The sequence below is a fragment of the Achromobacter sp. HZ34 genome, from assembly GCF_002209485.1.
GTDB lineage: Bacteria > Pseudomonadota > Gammaproteobacteria > Burkholderiales > Burkholderiaceae_B > Bordetella_C.
The window spans coordinates 89,153-108,238 of the sequence record NZ_NJIX01000006.1; the positions used below are offsets into that span (position 1 = coordinate 89,153).

Below are 19,086 nucleotides of genomic sequence, written 5' to 3' on the forward strand. Positions count from 1 at the left end.
ATCGAAGAACGGATCATGAACAAATTACCCGTGGACGCTGTCCCTACCGTTGCGGCGAAGCGTACGCTCGCAAACAATCCCCACGCCGGCGCGCGAACGGCGTGGCGCTGCATGGCGATGTACAGCGTACGGTTGCTGCTGGCCGCCGCCTTGATGGGCGCCGCGGGGCAGGCCTTGGCCGGGCCGCGTTGGCCCCAGGTGCCGTACACCTACTTCGCCGACCAGCAGAGCCTGCAGGAAGTGCTGCAGCAGTTCGCTTCCGGCTTCAGCCTGTCGCTGCGCCTGGGCAAGGGCGTGGGTGGCGTGGTCAGCGGCAAGTTCAACACCAACACGCCTACCGACTTTCTCGACCGGCTGGGCGGCGTGTATGGGTTCAACTGGTTCGTCTACGCCGGCACGCTCTATGTCAGCGATGCGTCGGAGGTACAGACGCGCACCGTCAGTGCCGGGCCTGGCGGCGTCGGCGGCATGCGCCAGGCCTTGACGCAATTGGGCGTGCTCGATCCCCGTTTTGGCTGGGGCGAGCTGCCCGGACAGAACATGGCGCTGGTCACCGGGCCCAGGGCGTATGTGGATCTGGTGGCGAGCATGTCGCAGGCCTTGCCGACCAACACGGCCAAGCAGGAAATCGAGGTCTTCAGGTTGAAGTACGCTTCGGTCAACGATCGCACCATTACGTACCGGGACCAGACCACGACCACGCCGGGCGTGGCGACGATATTGCGTAACCTCATCGAGGGGCCGAGCGACGCCAAGGTGGATGCCTCGTTGCGCGTCCTGGCGCAGCCTTTGCGTTCCGCGGCGCCTTTGTCCAACGAGGCGACGACGGGCGTCGTGGAGCGCGGCGGCGTTGCTTCGGCATATACCGGCGCGCTGCCGAATCCGGCCTTCGGCGTGGGTGGCCTGGCCGACGCCGAATCCACGGGGCCTGGCGGTGGCGTACGCGTACCGCGGGCCATCCAGGCCGATCCGCGGCTGAACGCGGTGATCATCCAGGATACCCCGGAGCGCATGCCCATTTACCGGGCCTTGATCGCCCAGCTGGATGTCCCCAGCACCTTGATCGAGATCGAAGCCACCATCGTCGACGTGGATGCCAGCGCGGCCGACGAGTTGGGCGTCGATTGGCAAGGCAAGGCCGGACGCTTCAACTACAAGTTCGACAATGGCGCGGGCCCGGAAGGGAAACTCAAGGAAGCCCTGGCGGGCACGCTCAAGGGGGGCTCCGTCGGGCTGGGGTATTCCTCGTCCTTCCTGAACGCGCAGTTGAGTGCGTTGGAGTCGAAGAACCTGGCGGAAATCATGGCGCGTCCGTCAGTGCTCACCACGGACAATACCAGTGCGATCCTCGACCTGAAGCAGACCTTGTACATCGAGCAGACCGGCGAGCGGGTGACGAATATCACACCGGTGTCGGTGGGAACGTCGCTGCGGGTGGTGCCACGCTATATCGAGTCGCCCAATGGACGGCAGGTGGAACTGACCGTCGATATCGAGGATGGCACGGTGGTGGAACCCAAGGCGACGGACAAGCGCACGACCACCAAGGTGAATTCCATCAGCACGCTGGCGCTGGTGGGAGACGGGCAGACATTGGTGATCGGCGGCTACAACACCAATCAGTCGACCAATGGTGTCAACAAAGTGCCGCTGTTGGGAGACATTCCCCTGCTGGGCGGATTGTTCACCAGCGAGAAGAAAAGCCAGAGGCGGACCGAACGCCTGTTCATGATCCGGCCTCGGGTCGTGGCCATCAACGGCCGGCAAATATCGGAAGACGAGGATCTGGTTCCGCGGAGCACTGCGTTGAGTGCGACATGGACCTCGGGATCGGAGATGGGGGATTCCCTTGGACTGATACTGATGGATCGTCGTGTGGCGACCCGGCTGCGTCAATGATGATCGTCCAGATGGAATCCCTTGTCGTGAAGGCGGCGGCGCAGTTCCGCACGCGCACGGGAAAGGCGGCTGCGTATGGTTCCCACGGGAACGCCGACGCGGTCCGCGGCTTCTTCATAGGTGTAGCCATTGAGTCCCATCATCAACAATATTTCCCGCATATGCGACGGCAATTCATCCAGGGTGTTTTGCAGGATGGTCATGGTCTGGTTCTGTTCCGCGACGAAGTCGGGCGCGGGATCGTGCGAAGCGCGGTCGACCAGTACTTCTTCGTTGACGAAGTAGTAACGGCATTCCGGCGCGCGGGATAGATAGTTGCGCACGAGATTCAACGCGATGCCATATAACCAGGTCGACAATTGCGATTCGCCACGAAAGGTATCGTAAGAGCGCGCAGCTTCGAGAAAAGCTTGTTGCGCGAGATCTTCCGCATCAGGGCAGTTACCTATCTGTCGAATGATGAAGCGATGAAGACGGGTGGCGTGATTCTTGACGAGGTCGATGAAGATGTCGTCATGACAATTCTTCAACGCCGGTACCGACCTGGTGGGTAGAGCGCGTTTTTTTGGCCGCTCAACGAGGGGGGCTAGATGTGTCATGATCGCTCGAGTGAGGTTTTGATGCGACCGAGTATCGCCTCATCGAATCGAGCATGGCGCGTTCACCACATGGCCCGTAAGATTCTCATTTGACGTCGCTTTTACGAAGCCCGGGGGAGATCATAAAAAGCGTCAGAATCCTCGCAATTTACGAATCATTTGAGACTTTTCTCATGGCATTTTTTGAAGCCAATTGAACGCTTGTTAATTTCCTGTTCTTGTCCTCCCTAAGCCCGTCTTTCACGTTCATTTTTCCGAAAGTTCGGAACGAAAATTCATCAACGTTACAAAGGTGGCTGGAACACGGGACGACCAGCGTGGTCGCCACGCATGTCGGTGAATACGAATGCAGCGTGCTCCTGCTAGATCGATGACTAGGAGAGAACGGTGGATTCTGGCCAGGATACGATTCCACGGTCCCTACCATACGAATTCGGTGCGGGCGGATTTGGCGTCCTGGGAGGGGCGGCCTTTCGAGCGGGCATGCGTGGGTGTACACGCCTGCCGCGAAGGGCATCCGGCGCGCTCAGGACGATGGGCGCGGACGATGGAACGATAGAGGCGATAGGCATGAGGGTGCGCGCCGGCCCGCCGACGCGTGTGCCATTGCGTTCCTATGTTTATGAAGCGCGGCTGCTGGAGGCCGTGGCGGGCCTGCTGCCCATGATCGCGCAAGGCAATGGCGTGTTCAGCAGTGCCGATGTGCGGCCCTTGCTGGCCACGTTGCTGCGGGTGATGCTCAATCCGCGCGAGGCGGGAACCATCGCGGCGCGCGTCCAGCGCTGCGTGCAGGCATGTCTGGCCGCCCAGGAGGTGGATGATCTGGTGCGCTTGCGGCAAGGCTATGCCAGCAGCCGCAAACGGTTGGAGGACGCCGGACGCCAGTTGGTCGAACGTTGGCGTTGGGAAGGGGGGGAACGCGGCCAGCGCTTGCTGTCGCTGTTTCTCGGCGCCCTGGACGCAGGCCTGGAGCATTGCGCGGCGCGCGCCATGTCGCGTTCCTTGTGCGAGGTGGCGGAACTGTTCGCGGCCGAGACCCTTTGTCCCGGCGTGGAGCCGCTGCCCACCTCGCGCGCGCGCCTGCACGCCGCCTTGCGGGTGCAGGCAGGGCATGTGCAAGTGCTCAAGGCCTCGCGCGAATCGATCACCCAGTTCATCGGCCGTGCGGTGCAGTGCTTGCCGGACATGGCGCTCGGTGCGTTGGCGGGGGCGGCGGCACAGGCGGGCAATATCCAGGCGATGGCCGCTGTCCAGCCCTCGGTTCATGCGCCGTCCGATGACGGCGGACTGGCGCGCCATTTGCCCAAGCTGCTGTTCCTGGCGGCGGCGGATACGGTGCGGGACCGGCTGAAGGCGCGCGTCATCACCGTGGCAGGCGCCATGCGGGCAGAGATCGACGCGGGCGGCGACGCGGCGGCGGCCTTGCGCCTGGCATGGGGGCGCTGCCGTCACGCGCTGGAGCTGATGCAGACGCATGCCATCCGCGCGGCGGGCGTCTCCCTGCCGGACATCGGCATGCTGATGGCGGATCTGTTGCGCCTGGGTGGCAACAGCCTGGAGCCGGGGCTGCTCTATCGCATCTACGAGGGCTTGCCGCAAGCCCTGGCGGCCCGTGATGACGCGGTGCCGCGCCGCCTGCTGCTGCTGGCCTTGCAGCGGGCCCAGGAAGTGGCCCGCAAGGCGCCACTGCCCGATCCGGACAATGGCAACCGCGCCCAGGGCTGGTCGCAGTTGCGTGAGTTGTCCTTCCTGCGCGATATGTCCAACGACACCGTCTCGGGCAATGCGCCGCCGCGCATGCGCGCCGCGCTGCGGCGGGCGCGCGGCGGGGTGTCGCTGGACAGCCTGGACGGCGTGATGACGATGAGCGATCACGAGTTCGGTTGTTTCTACGCGGCCGCCATGGGTCTGGAATTGTTTGGCTGGCGCACGCGCACGCGCGCCTGGCGCGAAGGGTACGCACAACGCATCGCCGTGGCCGACGAGGCGGTGCGTGCGGGGGCACAGCGTTTGTTGCAGCTGCTGCGCCTGCCGCAGGTTGGCGTGGATGCATTGTTGCGCGCCCTGCGGGATCTGGCGGAGATCGTGCATGCGCGCAACACGCGCAGCGAAGCATTGGGCTTGTTGGCCACCGATCTGTGGCGCGACGAGACCACCCGCGCACATGCCGACGCGCTGTTGGCGCAGGCCACCGCGCAGACCGGCTGGGACCATGCCGTCGCGGCGTTGGCCGGCCCCGCCGCCGCGCTGGCGATGCGGGGCCTGCTGGCCGCGCGTGGGGGCATCGCGCAGGGCCGCGAGACGGCCTTCGAGTGGCCTTGCGCCGGGCGCGGGCGTGCATGGCGGCTGCGCACCGCCATCGTGTGGCTGGAAGCGATCCATGCCGCGCTGTGGCATCGATGGATGCGGCTGGCGGGTGTGTCGGAGTGGGCGGCGCCACAACTGCCCGCGCCGCCGGGGTGGAGCGGCGCGACGCCGCAGCGGTGGCCGGCGATGCTGCGGGCGGCCCTGGCGGGGGAGTTCGGCGTCCTGCTGGCCGAACGGCCGGCGTTGCCACCCACGGTGTTGGGCGTGGGCGTGGAGCGGGCGTTCCTGCACGCCTGTTCAGTGTTGCCCGCGCGCCTGTTCGCGACCGGCAAGCGTGCCTCGCGCTGTGTGCGCTACGTGGTCACCGGGCGCGACGGTAACGAGATGGTCGTGCAGGTGTGCCGTGATTTCCTGGCGGACGTGCTGGACCGGGTGTGCCTGTCGTTCGGCATCAGCGGTGTCAACGCCCAGGGCCTGGCCTTGCGCACCGAACTGTCGCCCTGGGCCGGCGTGGAGGGTGGCCGCGATGTCGCGGTGACGCAGGCCGTGCAGGCCTTGCTGCTGTTGGCCGGACCGCGCGATGCGCGACGGTTGACCATGCTGCTCAATCGCATTCTGGTACAGCCGGTGTGGCGAGTGCTTGCCATGGCGGGGCGCGATGCGCCCTTCAGCATGGGCGACGCGCGTGCGTGGTTGCCGCAGGACAGCAGCAGCCAGATCCACGTCGACGTGGTGCGCATGCCGGACGGCGCCTACCGGCTGGATGTCGCGGTGTGCTTCGAGCAATTGCGCTGCGTCGACGTGGAGGATACGCAAGGGGGGCGCCGGCGCATGGAACTCGATCCGCACGTCAGCCGGGTATGTGTGACCTATGCCGTGCAGGCAGAACCCGGTTTCGTCAATTTCTCCTATTTGATCGGTTCCGCGGGCTTCCGCTATCGCCTGATCGCGCGCGACCCGGCATGACGGAACCGCAGGGGGACGGCGCCCGCGTCTTTGCAGGCCGCTTCAGATTCTTCTTATTTTTTGATACAGACCTGCTACTTAGAATTTCATCACTCGTCCTCCCAGGCGAGGCGATTCCCGGCGCGCCCTATGTCCCATGTGTATGTGCGTCGGCGTCCCTGATCTCTGAAGCCCGCCTTGGCGGGCATGGAATGGAAGAAAAATGAGAACGTTCTATTGGGTTTCGGGCATTGGTGGTACGTGGACGTACATCGATGCCGCTTACAAACAGCATGGTCGTATCGACTGGTTCGACAATATCGCCGACATCGGCTACTGGTGGCAGACGGCGTACGACAATGGCATGTCCTATAGCCTGGACGTCGCCAAGCGCAGCGTCGAACAATCCATCCTGCGCCGCGCCACGGAAACGGCCGCGCGTGTCATGGAGCAGACCTTGCTGGAAGACAGCATCACGGCGGACGATGAGGGCGCGGCCGAAGCAACCGGCAAGTACGAAGCCAGCAACTACGAAGCCAGAAATTACGAGGCCAATGCGAATCTGCACGCCGGCGGTGTGGATGCTTACCACTCCGCGCGGGTGGGCTGAGTCAGCCGTAGAACTCCGCCGGCATGGGCTTGCCGTAGTAATGCCCCTGGCCGTAGCGGCAGTTGCTGTGCAGCAGCTGGTCCTGGTGGGCGCGGGTCTCCACCCCTTCAGCGACGATATCCAGGTTCATGCTGGTTCCCAATGCGATGATGGCATCGACGATGGAGCGGGCGTCCGGCTCCTGCACGAAGGACTTGTCGATCTTCAAGGAATCGATCGGGAAACGCTGCAGCTGGGACAGTGACGCGTAGCCCGTGCCGAAGTCATCCAGTGCGATGTGGATACCGGCATCGTGCAGCTTGCGCAAGGTGCTTTCCACCGCGTTGCTGCCCTGGCCCAGATAGACGCTTTCGGTGATCTCCAGCGTCAGCTGTTGCGCGCTCAGGCCGTATTCGTCCAGCAGGGACAGGATCTGCCCCGCCAGGTCACCCGTATAGAACTGCGCCGCCGCGACGTTGACCGACACGCGCCCGAACGCGAAGCCATGCTCGTTCCAGCGCCGCATCTGCGTGAACGCGGCGCGCAACGCCACGGTGCCGAGCGCGGGGGCGAGCGTCTGGTCGTCGAACGCGGCCCCGAACACCGCGGGTGACAGGATGCCGCGTTCCGGGCGCGACCAGCGCATCAGCGCCTCGAAACCCGACAGGGTCTGATTGCGCATGTCGTAGATCGGCTGGTAATAGATGATGAACTCGCCGCGGGCGATGCCCATGCGCACGTCACGCAGCAGTTGCACCCGTTCTTCCAGGCGGTCGCGCATATGCGGCTCGAACATGACGGAGCAGTCCCCGCCAGCCTTCTTCGCCTGGTAAAGCGCGATGTCCGTGTTGCGTATCAACTGGTCGGCGTCCTCGGCCTGGCGCGGGGCCGCCGAGATGCCGGCGCTGACGGACACCATCAACGTATATTCCGGATAGGCCATGGGCGCTTTGAGCGCCAGGCGCAATTGGTCGACCGCGGCCGTGAAGTCGGCGGGGCTGTCGTCCGGCGCCTCCACGATGACGGCGAATTCATTGCTGCCGATGCGCGCGACAAAAGTGCCGACCGCGAAGAAGGTGGTGATGCGCTGGCTGATGTCGGTCAGCAACTGGTCGCCGGCATGGTGGCCCAGCGTGTCGTTGACGTCCTTGAAGCCGTCGACGTCGACGGCCACCAGGTTGATGGCTTCGGTACGCACGAAGCGGCGGCCCAGTTCCAGCAGGAAGGCGCCGCGATTGGGCAGCCCCGTCAGCTTGTCGGTGTAGGCCAGTTCGTGGAAGCGGCGCTGGGCCTCCACCTCTTCGGTGATGTCCTCGATCAGACCATGCACCCGGATCACCTGGCCTTCGTGCAGTTCCGGTTCGGCCAGCACATGGATCCAGCGCGAGGTGCCATCGAGCCGCTGGATGCGCCGACGCGAATCGTAGCCTTTGCTGTCGCGCAGGATGCGGGCCAGGTCTTCACGGGCATCGATCAAGGCGTCGCCTGGATAGAAGCGCCGCATCAGCATGTCCAGCGTCGGCTTGGTGGAGGGCTCCAGTCCGTAGATGTCCATGGCCTGTTCGCTCAGCGTCAGGCTGCCGGTCTGGACGTTGTATTCCCAGCCGCCCACCCGCGCCAGCCGCGAGGCGCGCGCCAGCATCTGTTCGCGCATGCGGGCTTCGTTCAGCGCACGGCTGCCGCGCACGGCGGCGGCCGCCACCGCTGCATAGTCGCGCAGGTGGCGCAGGTCATCGGGCGAGAACGCGCGCGCCTGGCTGCCGGCGATGCATAGCGCGCCGGCGCGCACGCCGGTAGCCTGAACCCCGGCAGCCCGGCCCATGCCATCCAGCAGCAGCGGTACGGCAGTGAAGAAGTGCAGGTCAGTGGCGGCACCGGCGGCGGCCAGGGCCTCGGTGTCCAGCTGGATGACGTCCTGCGCCTGCTGTGTCGGCAGGCTCAGCCGGTGGAACAGCGCGGCCTGAGCTTGGGTGGTGCCGTGTATGGCCAGCGGCGCGGCGGGATCGTCATGGGCGGTAAACACCACAATGGGGACGCCGAAGAACACGGCCACCAGGGAACAGAGTGCATCCAGGCCTGGGGGCGGTGCATCGGCATCGGGAAGCGCGGCAGCAACGCTGGCCTGCTTCGTTTCGGCCGCTGCTTCCGCCACGCGTGTGTGCACGGATCGCGATTCGCTTTTCGAGGGTGGAAAGCGCAAGACGCTCATTCTGGGCCGCTATCAAGAGGATCGCCGCGGCCGGGAAGCCGCGTTTGCCAGTTTAACCATCAGCCGTATCGACTCGTGGTCGACCCGTACCGTCCTTACGAATGATTTCCTGATGGCGCCATGCTGGCCTGGTCTTCCGCCGGCAGGGTGATGGTCCACCCGTCATCGTTGCGTCGCACCTGCCAACCGTAGCATTGCGCCACTATCTCGACTTCTTCCATCAGCAGGGGCGGGGAAGTGTCAGGACGCGGCTCGCGCCCGTTATGTTCCGTGGGGGCCGGCAGGACGCTTGCCTCGATCCGGTCGGCCGATGTTTGCCTGATATCCAGGATACCCCGTTCGGGCAGGGACTGGATGGCGTGGATCAGCCACGCCATCAATACATAGCGCGCCGCGCTTTGCGACACCAGCGCGGTGTGGGGCTGGGTCTGCAGCTGCACCTTCTTGCCCGACAGCAGCAGATGCGAAAACGCCAGCTTGCGGCATTCGAGCAATATGTCTTGCGTGTCGGCGCGGCGGCCCTCGTCCTGGAACCAGGTGTTGAGCAGACGGATCGTTTCCACGCTCTCGTCCAGCATGCCGTCAAGGTCATTGACGAAGGGGGGCGCCGCCGGATCCAGGATGGTGCCCTTGGCGATGGACTTTTCGAGCAGGACGATGGTGAGCTTGGCATTGGATAGCGGCTTGAGCGCATCATGCCGCAGTACCGGGAAAACCTGGGCGAGCACTTTGAACTGGATGCCTGCCAAGGCCTGGGCGCGTTGCTGCTCGGTCCGAGTCATGCCGGCTTCCTATCGACCTGCGCCAGCAGGTCTTCGAGCGTGGACAGGTCGACGGGCTTTTCCAGCCAGTGGTTGAAGGCCACGGCCTCCGGTCGCTGGTTGTTCTTGGGAAGACCGCTCAATGCAATGATGTGGATCTGTTGGCCCAATTCGCTGCGGAAGCGGGAAGCCAATTCGTAGCCGTCGTAATCCGGCAGCATGATGTCGGTAATGATGACGTCCGGACGCTGTTTCGCGCATTCCGCCAGCGCCGCGGCGCCGGTCGACGACATCCTGGCTTCGTAGCCGAGCAGGCCGACAAACTCCGAAAGCAGCTCGGCTGCCATGTCATTGTCGTCGACGATTAAAACCTGGAGGCCTGCGGCGCTCATACTCAAATCCACTCCACGCGCCGCCAAGTCGGACGCTGTCTGTCAATAATTTCGGTAGGTGATAAGCCGGAGCCCCTGGTCCTGGCCCATGCTGAATACTGCCTTGCTGCGGCGTAGTTTGACACGATTACCGAATGGCGCAGAGAGCGCCACGATTTTATGTTACAAAACAAACTATTAATTTCTAATGCCGATAAACACGATTTAATTTCAGGCCGTTTTGCCTGCGGAAGTCGTGTCCTGCGCAGTAGTCTCCGCATTCATCGTCGCAGCCGGCCGGGCCGTGCTTGCACGCTGCCCCGCGCCGTGCCGCGCCGGCAAGGCATAACGGCCTTCGCGATAGGCCCAGCTGGGCCATAAGGCGTGTGCCAAGGCCTCGGTGGCCAGGCTTTCATCGACGGCCACGGGTTCGTATTTTTCCGGTGCGGTGTAGAGGAACTGGGCGGGCGGTCGTTGCGGCCCCAGCACCAGCAACTGGTCGCCCTTCAGATAACCGTAGTTGTCGCCGTACTGCATGATGGCGCGGCCGCTGTCGTTCCCGCTTCCATCGTCGCTGGCCGGTGCCTGTGTCAGGTCGCGGCCCAGCATCGGATGCTGGGTCTGCACGCCCATCAGGGACAGCAGGGTGGGACCGAAATCGATCTGGCTGATCAGGCGATCGTCGCGGCGCGGCGCGATATCGGCACCCAGCATCAGGGCGGGGATCTGGAAGTGGCGCACCGGCACCAGGCTGGCACCGGACACGCGCGAATCGTGGTCCGCGGCGATCAGGAAAACGGTGTTTTCCCAATAGGGCGACTGGCGCGCCTGGTCGAAGAATCGGCCGAGCGCCCAATCGGCATAGCGCACGGTGTTTTCCACGGTGGCTGGATTGCCGTCCGGTTCGATGCGGCCCTGGGGGTATTCCCAAGGCGTATGGTTGGAAACGGTGAAGGCGAGGGTGAAGGTGGGTTGGTCGCCGTCGGCGCTGAGCAGGCGATGCAGCTGGTTGAACATGTCCTCGTCGGAGGCGCCCCAGGTGCCGACGAACTGCGGGTCGACGAATTCGCCGCGGTCGACGATATGGTCGAAGCCGTTGCCCAGGAAAAACCCCTTCATGTTGTCGAAGTGGGCTTCGCCGCCGTAGATGAAGCGGGAGTGATAGCCGTGGCGTCCCAGCAGGTCGGCCAGTGTGAAGAAGCCGCGCTGTGCATCGGGCAGCTTGACCACGGCCTGGGCCGGCGTCGGCATGAAGCCGGTGACCACGGCCTCCAGGCCACGGACCGAGCGGGTGCCGGTGGCATAGGCGCGGGTGAAGTTCCAGCCCAGTTCGGCCAGCTTGTCGAGATTGGGCGTCAGCGGTGCGCCGCCCAGGTTGGCGACATACTGCGCGCCCAGGCTTTCTTCCAGGATGATCACCAGATTGAGCGGCCGCTGGCGTGGGCGCGCGGGCTGCTGGGTGTGCATGCTGGGAAATTCGGCGTCGGCGGGTGGATAAGGCAGGCCGGCGCTGGCCAGCACCTGGGCGTGCATGTCCGCTTCCGGCATATTGCCGTAGACGGCCGAGGCGGATTTTTCGTTCTTCATGCTGTAGATGGCGTACAGCACGCTATACAGTGAGTTGAGCGGCAGCATATTCAGCATGCCGTCCGAGCAGTACGCCACCGTGGATGGGTTGATGGGACGATGCTGCAGCGTGCCGCGGATGGCCAGGATGCCGATAGCCAGCGCCACCAGGCTGACGACGGGAATCAGCCACCAGGGCATGGGGGCATCCGGCACGGGCTGGGAGAACATGGCATGGCCCAGCCAGGCCGCCAGGATGACGATGACGGTGCCGCCCAGGACCGGTACCTTGAAGCCACGCCACAACATGCCGGTGACCTCGCGCGGGTGCTTGAGGTATTCGACGAACAGGCGGTTGGGGCGCGAATCGTATTCCAGGATGAAGGGCGGGGTGGCCACTTCCATGAAAACCAGCAGCAGCCAGGCGAACTGCAGCCACACCGAGGTGATGGCGGTCGCCAGGGGATAGTGGCCGAACCAGGGCGCCAGCACGGCCGGCGCCACGGCCAGCACCCCGATCTCGTGCGCGTCGATGCGCAGGCCGCCCAGCATGATGGGCCGCAGCCCGCCGGCGTTGCGCACGCGTTGATGTTGCCAGCCGGCCAGCGCCAGTCGGCTCAGACTGAGCATGGCAAAGGCCGCGATGATGAAAACCAGAGTCAGGTGCCGCATGGGCTCTCCCGGACGGCCGGCCTGTGGCCGGGGACGTCCCCTTACTTATCTATCTAAAAATAGGCCTGGCGCTGGGCGCCGGGCCGGCTTCTCTATTCCCTGCCGCGCCTGCCGGGGAAGGCGCGAGGGGGTAAAGCTTACACGGTCGGCCGTCGATTCGACGTCGAAGCCGCCCTCCGCGCCGGGAAAGGGAGAAAGGGCGGGCACGAAATATGCGCGGCCGGCATAACGAAATACGCAACAACCTACGCAGAAACCCACGCGGCAAGGAAATGGGACCGACGCATGGCACGAAAGCACAAAATCCTGACCGGTATCGTCACGGTACTCATTCTATTCCTGGTCGTGGTGGTCATCGTGATCGCCACTTTCGACTGGAACCGGGCCAAGCCCTATATAGATAGCAAAGCGACCGACGCCCTGGGCCGTCCCTTCGCCATCAATGGCGACCTGAGCGTGGCCTGGCAGCGCGAAACCGATGAGGGGGGCTGGCGTGCCTGGGTGCCATGGCCGCATGTCACCGCCAACGACATCACCATCGGCAATACGGAGTGGGGACAGGCGCCCCAGTTCGCGCAGCTCAAGCAGGCGCAGTTCAGTATTTCGCTCCTGGGCTTGCTGTCGCATCGCGTGATCATCCGCCGGATTCAATTGACGCAGCCGTCGGCCGACCTGGAACGCCTGGCGGACGGGCGGGCCAACTGGGTGTTCACGCCCAAGAAGCAGGACGAGCAGCAAGCCGAGCCTGCCACGCCCTGGACCCTGGACGTCAACCAGATCGGCTTCGACAAGGGGCGGGTCGGCTATAAGGACGTGACGCTGCAGGCGGACGTGGAAGTGACGGTGGATCCCCTTGGCAAGCCGGTGCCCTTCGCGCAGCTGGCGGGCGCGGCCTTGGCGGGCGTGAAGCCGGATGCCGCGCCTGGCAACCAAGTGGACACGAAACCCGGCACGAAACCCGGCACGCAACCCGGCACGCAACCCGGCGCGCAACCCGCCGCACCCCCCAGCCCACAACCCAACACGCCCCCGGCCACAGCGTCGGGTGGCCAGGCGGACGCCCAGGCGGCGGCGCCGGGCGATTATGTTTTCGGCTGGGCCGCCAAGGGCCGTTTCAAGGGGCTGGATGTCTCCGGCGAGGGCAAGGCCGGCGGCATGCTGGCCTTGCAGGACGGCAACAACCCGTTCCCCGTGCAGGCCGATGTCGCCCTGGGCCATACCAAGGCATCGGTCGTCGGCACGGTGACCAATCCCATGCACGTCGGCGCGCTGGACCTGCGGCTCAAGCTGTCCGGCAACAGCATGTCCGATCTCTATCCGCTTACGGGCGTGACGCTGCCGGACACGCCGCCCTACAGCACCGACGGCCATCTGACCGCACGGCTCAACGACGCGCAGGGCTCGGTGTTCGAATACCAGAATTTCAACGGCAAGGTGGGCAATAGCGATATCCATGGCGACGTAACCTATGCCGCCACCAAGCCGCGCCCCAAGCTGACGGGCAAGTTCACCTCGCAATTGCTGCGTTTCGCGGACCTGGGGCCCCTGGTCGGAGCCGACACCGGCAAGAAGGGCGCCACGGATGCCAGCAAGGTGGCGGCGGCGGAACGCACCAGTGCGGCCGCCGCGGCCAAGGCGGCCAAGGATGCTGCCGCTTCGGGCGACCACCCGCAGGCGCAGGCCAAGCAGGACGAGGCCGCTTCGCATAGCACCGCCGCCACGCGCGCCCAAGGTTCCAGCCCGGCGCAACAGCCCGCCGACAAGGCGCTACCGGTGCAGGAATTCCGCACGGAACGTTGGCGCGACATGGACGCGGACGTGTCCCTGGAGGCCAAGCGCATCGTCCAGACCGATAACCTGCCCATCACCAATCTGCAGGCGCATGTGGTCCTGGACAACGGCGTGTTGACCCTGCGGCCCCTGCGCTTCGGCATGGCCGGTGGCTCATTGACCGCGGACATCCAGCTGGACGGCAGCAAGCGGCCCATGCCGGCTTCCGCCAAGATCAGCGCGCGCAAGCTGCAGCTCAAGCAATTGTTCCCGGGCGTCAAGTCCATGGAGAAAAGCCTCGGCGAACTCAATGGCGACGCTGCCCTGAGCGGCAACGGCAATTCGGTGGCGCAGTTGATGGCAACGTCGAATGGCGAAACCAAGCTCCTGATCAACGACGGCGTGATCAGCCGCAGCCTGATGGAATTGGCCGGGCTGAACGTCGGTAATTACGTGGTCAGCAAGCTGTTCGGCGACGACGAGGTCAACATCAATTGCGGCGCGGCCGACCTGGGCTTCAAGGATGGCATCGCCACGCCGCGGATCTTTGTGTTCGATACGGAGAATACGCTGGTCGAGATCCAGGGCTCGGTGAATTTCAAGACCGAAGCACTCGATCTGGACATCACCCCCCACAGCAAGGGGCTGCGCATCATTTCCCTGCGGTCGCCGCTGTATGTGGCCGGCACGTTGAAGAATCCCAAGCCCGGGGTGAAAACCCTGCCCCTGGCTGCGCGTGGCGCGGGTGCGGTGGCGCTTGGCGCCTTGCTGACGCCGGCGGCCGGCCTGCTGGCGCTGATCGTGCCTAGCGCGAGCGAAGAAAAGGAGAACGAGTGCGGCACGATGTTGCGGGAAATCCGCCAGCCGCCCAAGGCGCCGCCACCCAAGGCCGCGCCCAGGTCAGCCAAGCCGGCGGCGCGGTGATCAGGTAGCAAGAGGGGCCTCAGGTGTAAAACCTGAGGCCCCTGTTCTTGAGGGTTCACGCTGCCGGTTCCGGGCCCCTGGCCCCACGGCCACGCTCAGGCCGCGTGGCGCCGCGTTATCGCCAGGTAGCCGTCCGGCCCTTCCGGCTGGGCCACGCAGGTCAGGTTACGGCCGGCGTTCTTGGCGTGATACAGGGCCTTGTCCGCTTCCTTCAACGCGCCTTCCAGATCCTTGCCGTGTTCGGGGAAACGGGCCACGCCGATGGAAACCGTCACCGGCCCCCCCGTGGCATTGGGCGCCTTGTGCATGGCGCCGCGCAGGCGCTCCGCCGCGGTGATGGCGTCTTCCAGCGAAGTGCCGGGCAGCAGCACGGTGAATTCCTCGCCGCCGGGCCGCGCCAGGATGTCGTTGCTGCGCGAGCCATTGCGCATCAGGGTGGCCAGGGTGCGGATGACTTCGTCGCCGACGTCGTGGCCGAAGCGGTCGTTGACCGACTTGAAATTGTCGATATCGACAGCCAGGACGGCCACCGGCATGCCCGTGGAGGCGAATTCGTCCATGGCCTTGATCAGGCCGCGCCGGTTCAACAATGCCGTCAGGGCGTCCGTGGTCGATTCCCGGCGCAGATTGCGCATCTTGTGATTGATGCTGCCCAGGCCGGTAAGCAGGGCGCGCTTGAGCTGGTTCGATTCGAAATACCACGAGCGCACTTTGCGGATACGGTCGGACGCCTCGATTTCGTCGATCTGCTTGGCGACACTGGCCAGCTCCCACAGCGGGCGGGCGATCAGCTTGGACAGCCAGCCTATGCAAAACAGCAGCACCAGCAGCAGGGGCAGGGAATTGCGGATGGTCATCCACAGCAATTCGTCCATGCGTTGCAGCGTGCCTGCCAGGGGGCGCTGGGCCACCAGGCCCCAGCCGGTGGAGGGCACAACGGCATAGCCGGCCAGCATGGGCACGCCCTGGGTGTTGACGACCCGTTGCTGGCCGTTGGCGCCCTGCATCAGCGCCGTCACGACCTTGTTGTCGGTGACGGTCTGGCCGATGCGGGCGGCGTCGGGGTGATACAGCAGGGTGCCGTGGCGGTCGACCACGAACAGGTAGGAGCCATCGCGGTAGTAATGGTCTCCGAGCAGGGCGTGCAAGCCGTTGGTGGCGTGCAGGTACAGGGAACCGCCGACGAAGCCCATGTAATCGCCGGACTTGTCGAAGATGGGTTGCGAGTAGACGATGACCCAGCGGCCGGTGGTGGCGACGAAGGGTTCGCTGACCAGGGGCTTGCGCTGGGCCAGGGCGTCCTGGACCGCGCTGCTGCCTAGTTGCGATCCGACGGCCATGCCGGGCTGGGGCGGCGACATGGCCGCGATCTTGCCGTCCGCGCTCACGATCACCACGGAGTTGTAGTGATCGCTTTGGCGCCGCAGGCGGTCGACCTCCTGCTCCATCAAGCCCGGCTGCAAGGCCATGTGGGACAGCACCCCGGCGCTGAAAGCCAGTTCCTGGCGGATGGCGTTGATGTAGCTGTCGGTGGCGCCGGCCAGCTTGGTGGCATACGCCCGGTTGCCTTCCAGCGTGTTGGTCAGGAGGATGTCGCGCTGCACTTGGTAACTGGCATAGAAGCTGTTACCTAGCGCCACCAGAACGGAGAGCAGGCAAAGCCAGAGAATCAGGCGGCGCAGGTCGATGCGGAACATGGCTGCGGAGAGGGACATTAAGGATGTTACGGCGCGTTGCGCGATTCTAACCGGGGCGTTGTAGGAATCGGTTGCTTTACGTGCACGTATCCTCCGCGGCGTTGCAGGGATGCCGCCCCTATGCTTACCGGACGCGGCGCGAGCGCCCGATGCCTGTGACAAACGTTTCCCTCAAAACCCGATGATGATACAGCGCCCCGCGATTCCAGGCATTCCCGTATGCGTACTCATTACGGGCGCTACTGGCGGGATCGGGGCGGCGTTGGCCCTGGAATACGCCCAGGCGGGTTCGCGCACCCTTATCCTGCAGGGCCGCGACGGCCGCCGCCTGCGCCAGGTGGCGGACGCCTGCGCCGCGGCGGGGGCCCAGGTGCTGACCGAGCGCCTGGACGTCCGCAATCTGGACGCCCTGCGCGGGTGGTTGGCGCGGATCAGCCGTGATGAGGCGCCGGACCTGGTGGTGGCCAATGCCGGCGTCAATATAGATACCGGGCCGCAGGGGCAGGGCGAGTCCTGGGATGACGTGCAGCGCCTGCTGGACGTCAACATCCGGGCCGTGTTCGCCACCGTCGATGCCGTGCTGCCGGCGATGCGCGCGCGTGGCCATGGCCAGATTGCCTTGATGAGTTCGCTGGCGGCCTGGCGCGGACTGCCGGAAATTCCCAGCTATAGCGCGAGCAAAGCGGCCGTGAAGGTCTATGGGGAAGCCATGCGCGACGGCCTGGTCGGCGCGGGCGTGCGTATCAATGTGGTCCTGCCGGGCTATGTGGCGTCACGCATGTGCTTCGACATGCCCGGCCCCAAGCCCTTCCTGTGGGAAGCGCCGCGGGCGGCGCGGGCAATACGGCTGGGATTGCGCGCCAATCGGGCCCGTATCAGCTTTCCCTTCCCGCTGAACCTGGGGACTTTCCTGCTTTCTGTCCTCCATCCCGCGGTGTCCGGCTGGATTCTGCGCAGGATGGGTTATGGGGGGCGGTGAGGTAAGCCTGGCGCTGGCGCTGGGACTCGTGGCCAGCACCCTCATGGGGGCGGTGCTGCAGCCACGGCCGGTGCCGCCGTGGCGCCGGCCCTGGGCCGCCAATGCGACGCATGCGGGGATCTGGCTGATGGCCTACGCAGCCGAGCTGCTGCTGTTCGGCCGGCCCTGTTTCGCCATGTTCAACGTGCTGGCGATCGAGGGCGTCATCATCCTGGTCAGCCTGGCCAAGTACGACGCGCTGCGCGAACCTTTCGTGTTCCAGGATTTCGATTACTTCACCGACGCGATCCGCCATCCGCGCCTGTACCTGCCTTTCTTTCCCTGGCGGTACGCCGTGGCTGCCGCGGTGGGTTATGGCGCCGCGCTGTGGTTGGGGTTGGCTCTGGAGCCCGCCGTCATCCACGCCGCCGGGCTGCGTGGGCTGGCGGTCATCCTGTTGCTGGCGTTGTGGGGATGGGGGCTGGCGCGGGTAGGGGGACGGCGGCTGGCCCCCACGTTCGATGCCGACGACGACTTGCGCCGGCTGGGGCTGCTGGCGGCCCTGTGGGCCTACGGCCGCGCGGAACGGGCTGCGCCGGGCGTGGGCACCGGCGATGCGCCAGTGCGCGGACCGTTCGGCGCTGTCCCGCCCGCGCGCACGTCGGCATCCCTGCCCGACCTCGTCACTATCCAAAGCGAATCCTTCTTCGATGTGCGGCGCGCCTATCCCATCGTCAAGCGGGGCGTCCTGCAGGGCTTCGATCGCCTGTGCGCACAGGCCGCGATGTACGGCGAACTGGACGTGGCCGCGCGGGGCGCGAACACCGTGCGCACCGAATTCGCCTTCCTGACCGGCCTGGCGCCGCGGGATCTGGGCGTGCATCGCTTCAATCCCTATCGCAAGCTGGCGCGGCGCGGTGTCCCCACGGTGGCTTCCTATTTGCGAAGACTGGGTTACCGCACCGTATGCGTGCACCCTTATCACGGTAGTTTCTATGGCCGCGATACCGTGCTCCCCGCGCTGGGCTTTGACGAATTCATCGACCTCCGGGCCTTTGGTGAAAACCAGAAAGACGGTGCAAACATCGGTGATCGTGCCCTGGGTGGTTACGTCAGTGCGCTACTGCAACGCGACGATCCGCGGCCTTTGTACATTCATGTCATCACGATGGAAAACCATGGGCCGCTGCACCTGGAATCGGTCAGCGCGGCAGACGCGCGGCAGGTGTTGAGCGGGCCCATGCCGGCGGGTTGCGAAGACCTGGTGGCCTACGCCAGGCATCTGCGTAACGCCGACGACATGTTCTCTTCCCTGGCGCAAACGCTGGCCTGCAACGGACGGCCGGCAGGGATGTGCGTGTTCGGCGATCACATTCCCATCATGGCCAAGGTCTACCGTGCGCTGGGAGAACCCAGCGGAACGACGGACGCACTGATCTGGCTGACAGGCATGGACACAGGCATGGCCCCAGGAACGGGCTCGGAAAAAGCGCCCGGCATAGTCCCATGCATGGACCCGCTAATAGCCCCGGGCATTGCAACAGGCACGGATACAGCGGCGCGCCAGGACGGTCCACGCAGGCTGGCCGTGACCTCGCTGGCCGCTATTTTCCTGGCCAGCGCAGGCCTGCTCCGGAAGCAATAAATTGCGATTAAGCAGGGCTTACATAATCAACTGTAAATAGCGTGTAAGGCCAAAACGAAACGCCGGGGATGAAACGTCGCAAGGTGGTTTTCTGATCAGAATGCGCGCACTGGCACGGCTGGTGTGTGCATCCAGCTTCAAGCAGCAACAAGCCTCTCTTGCCTTGAGAAGGTT

12 protein-coding genes are annotated in these 19,086 nt (G+C 65.0%); 6 read left to right on the plus strand and 6 right to left on the minus strand.

What is annotated here, in order from left to right; translation table 11 throughout:
• Nucleotides 1-15: 15 nt before the first annotated feature.
• Nucleotides 16-1,899, plus strand: coding sequence for a type III secretion system outer membrane ring subunit SctC (sctC, locus tag CEY05_RS22705; RefSeq protein WP_088599544.1), 1,884 nt, complete (start codon nucleotides 16-18; stop codon nucleotides 1,897-1,899).
• Here the strand turns inward: sctC and CEY05_RS22710 are convergent.
• Nucleotides 1,893-2,498, minus strand: coding sequence for an RNA polymerase sigma factor (locus CEY05_RS22710; protein ID WP_088599545.1), 606 nt, complete (start codon nucleotides 2,496-2,498; stop codon nucleotides 1,893-1,895). The two genes, sctC and CEY05_RS22710, sit on opposite strands and share 7 nt — an antisense overlap.
• A 570-nt stretch (nucleotides 2,499-3,068) precedes the next feature.
• Here CEY05_RS22710 and CEY05_RS22715 point away from each other — a divergent pair.
• Entirely contained in the window at nucleotides 3,069-5,771 is a 2,703-nt protein-coding gene (locus CEY05_RS22715; RefSeq protein WP_088599546.1) for a hypothetical protein, read from the plus strand.
• A gap of 202 nt (nucleotides 5,772-5,973) precedes the next feature.
• Nucleotides 5,974-6,360 carry a hypothetical protein gene (locus CEY05_RS22720; protein WP_088599547.1) on the plus strand — a complete coding sequence of 129 codons (387 nt, stop codon included), beginning with the start codon at nucleotides 5,974-5,976 and terminating at the stop codon, nucleotides 6,358-6,360.
• A gap of 1 nt (nucleotide 6,361) precedes the next feature.
• On the opposite strand, the gene CEY05_RS22725 is transcribed toward CEY05_RS22720, so the two are convergent.
• From CEY05_RS22725 to CEY05_RS22740, 4 genes are all read right to left on the minus strand, one after another.
• A complete protein-coding gene (locus CEY05_RS22725; RefSeq protein ID WP_158219392.1) occupies nucleotides 6,362-8,491 on the minus strand; it encodes a bifunctional diguanylate cyclase/phosphodiesterase in 2,130 nt (709 codons plus the stop codon).
• Between the two features lie 152 nt (nucleotides 8,492-8,643).
• On the minus strand, nucleotides 8,644-9,330 hold the full coding sequence (locus tag CEY05_RS22730; protein ID WP_088599549.1) for a hypothetical protein: 687 nt from the start codon (nucleotides 9,328-9,330) through the stop codon (nucleotides 8,644-8,646).
• Nucleotides 9,327-9,701, minus strand: a complete 375-nt coding sequence (locus CEY05_RS22735) for a response regulator (protein ID WP_088599550.1) — start codon at nucleotides 9,699-9,701, stop codon at nucleotides 9,327-9,329. The genes CEY05_RS22730 and CEY05_RS22735 overlap by 4 nt, the downstream gene beginning before the upstream one ends.
• Before the next feature lie 210 nt (nucleotides 9,702-9,911).
• Entirely contained in the window at nucleotides 9,912-11,918 is a 2,007-nt protein-coding gene (locus CEY05_RS22740) for an LTA synthase family protein (RefSeq protein WP_088599551.1), read from the minus strand.
• Between the two features lie 285 nt (nucleotides 11,919-12,203).
• Here CEY05_RS22740 and CEY05_RS22745 point away from each other — a divergent pair, with 285 nt between their 5' ends.
• Entirely contained in the window at nucleotides 12,204-14,612 is a 2,409-nt protein-coding gene (locus tag CEY05_RS22745) for an AsmA family protein (protein ID WP_088599552.1), read from the plus strand.
• Between the two features lie 95 nt (nucleotides 14,613-14,707).
• Here the strand turns inward: CEY05_RS22745 and CEY05_RS22750 are convergent, their stop codons facing one another.
• Nucleotides 14,708-16,327 carry a sensor domain-containing diguanylate cyclase gene (locus CEY05_RS22750; protein ID WP_233161663.1) on the minus strand — a complete coding sequence of 540 codons (1,620 nt, stop codon included), beginning with the start codon at nucleotides 16,325-16,327 and terminating at the stop codon, nucleotides 14,708-14,710.
• Nucleotides 16,328-16,490: 163 nt separating this feature from the next.
• Here CEY05_RS22750 and CEY05_RS22755 point away from each other — a divergent pair, with 163 nt between their 5' ends.
• Complete coding sequence (locus CEY05_RS22755) at nucleotides 16,491-17,288, plus strand: SDR family oxidoreductase (RefSeq protein WP_233161664.1); 798 nt, start codon at nucleotides 16,491-16,493, stop codon at nucleotides 17,286-17,288.
• Complete coding sequence (locus tag CEY05_RS22760) at nucleotides 17,275-18,912, plus strand: LTA synthase family protein (protein ID WP_088599554.1); 1,638 nt, start codon at nucleotides 17,275-17,277, stop codon at nucleotides 18,910-18,912. The genes CEY05_RS22755 and CEY05_RS22760 overlap by 14 nt, the downstream gene beginning before the upstream one ends.
• Nucleotides 18,913-19,086: the final 174 nt, after the last annotated feature.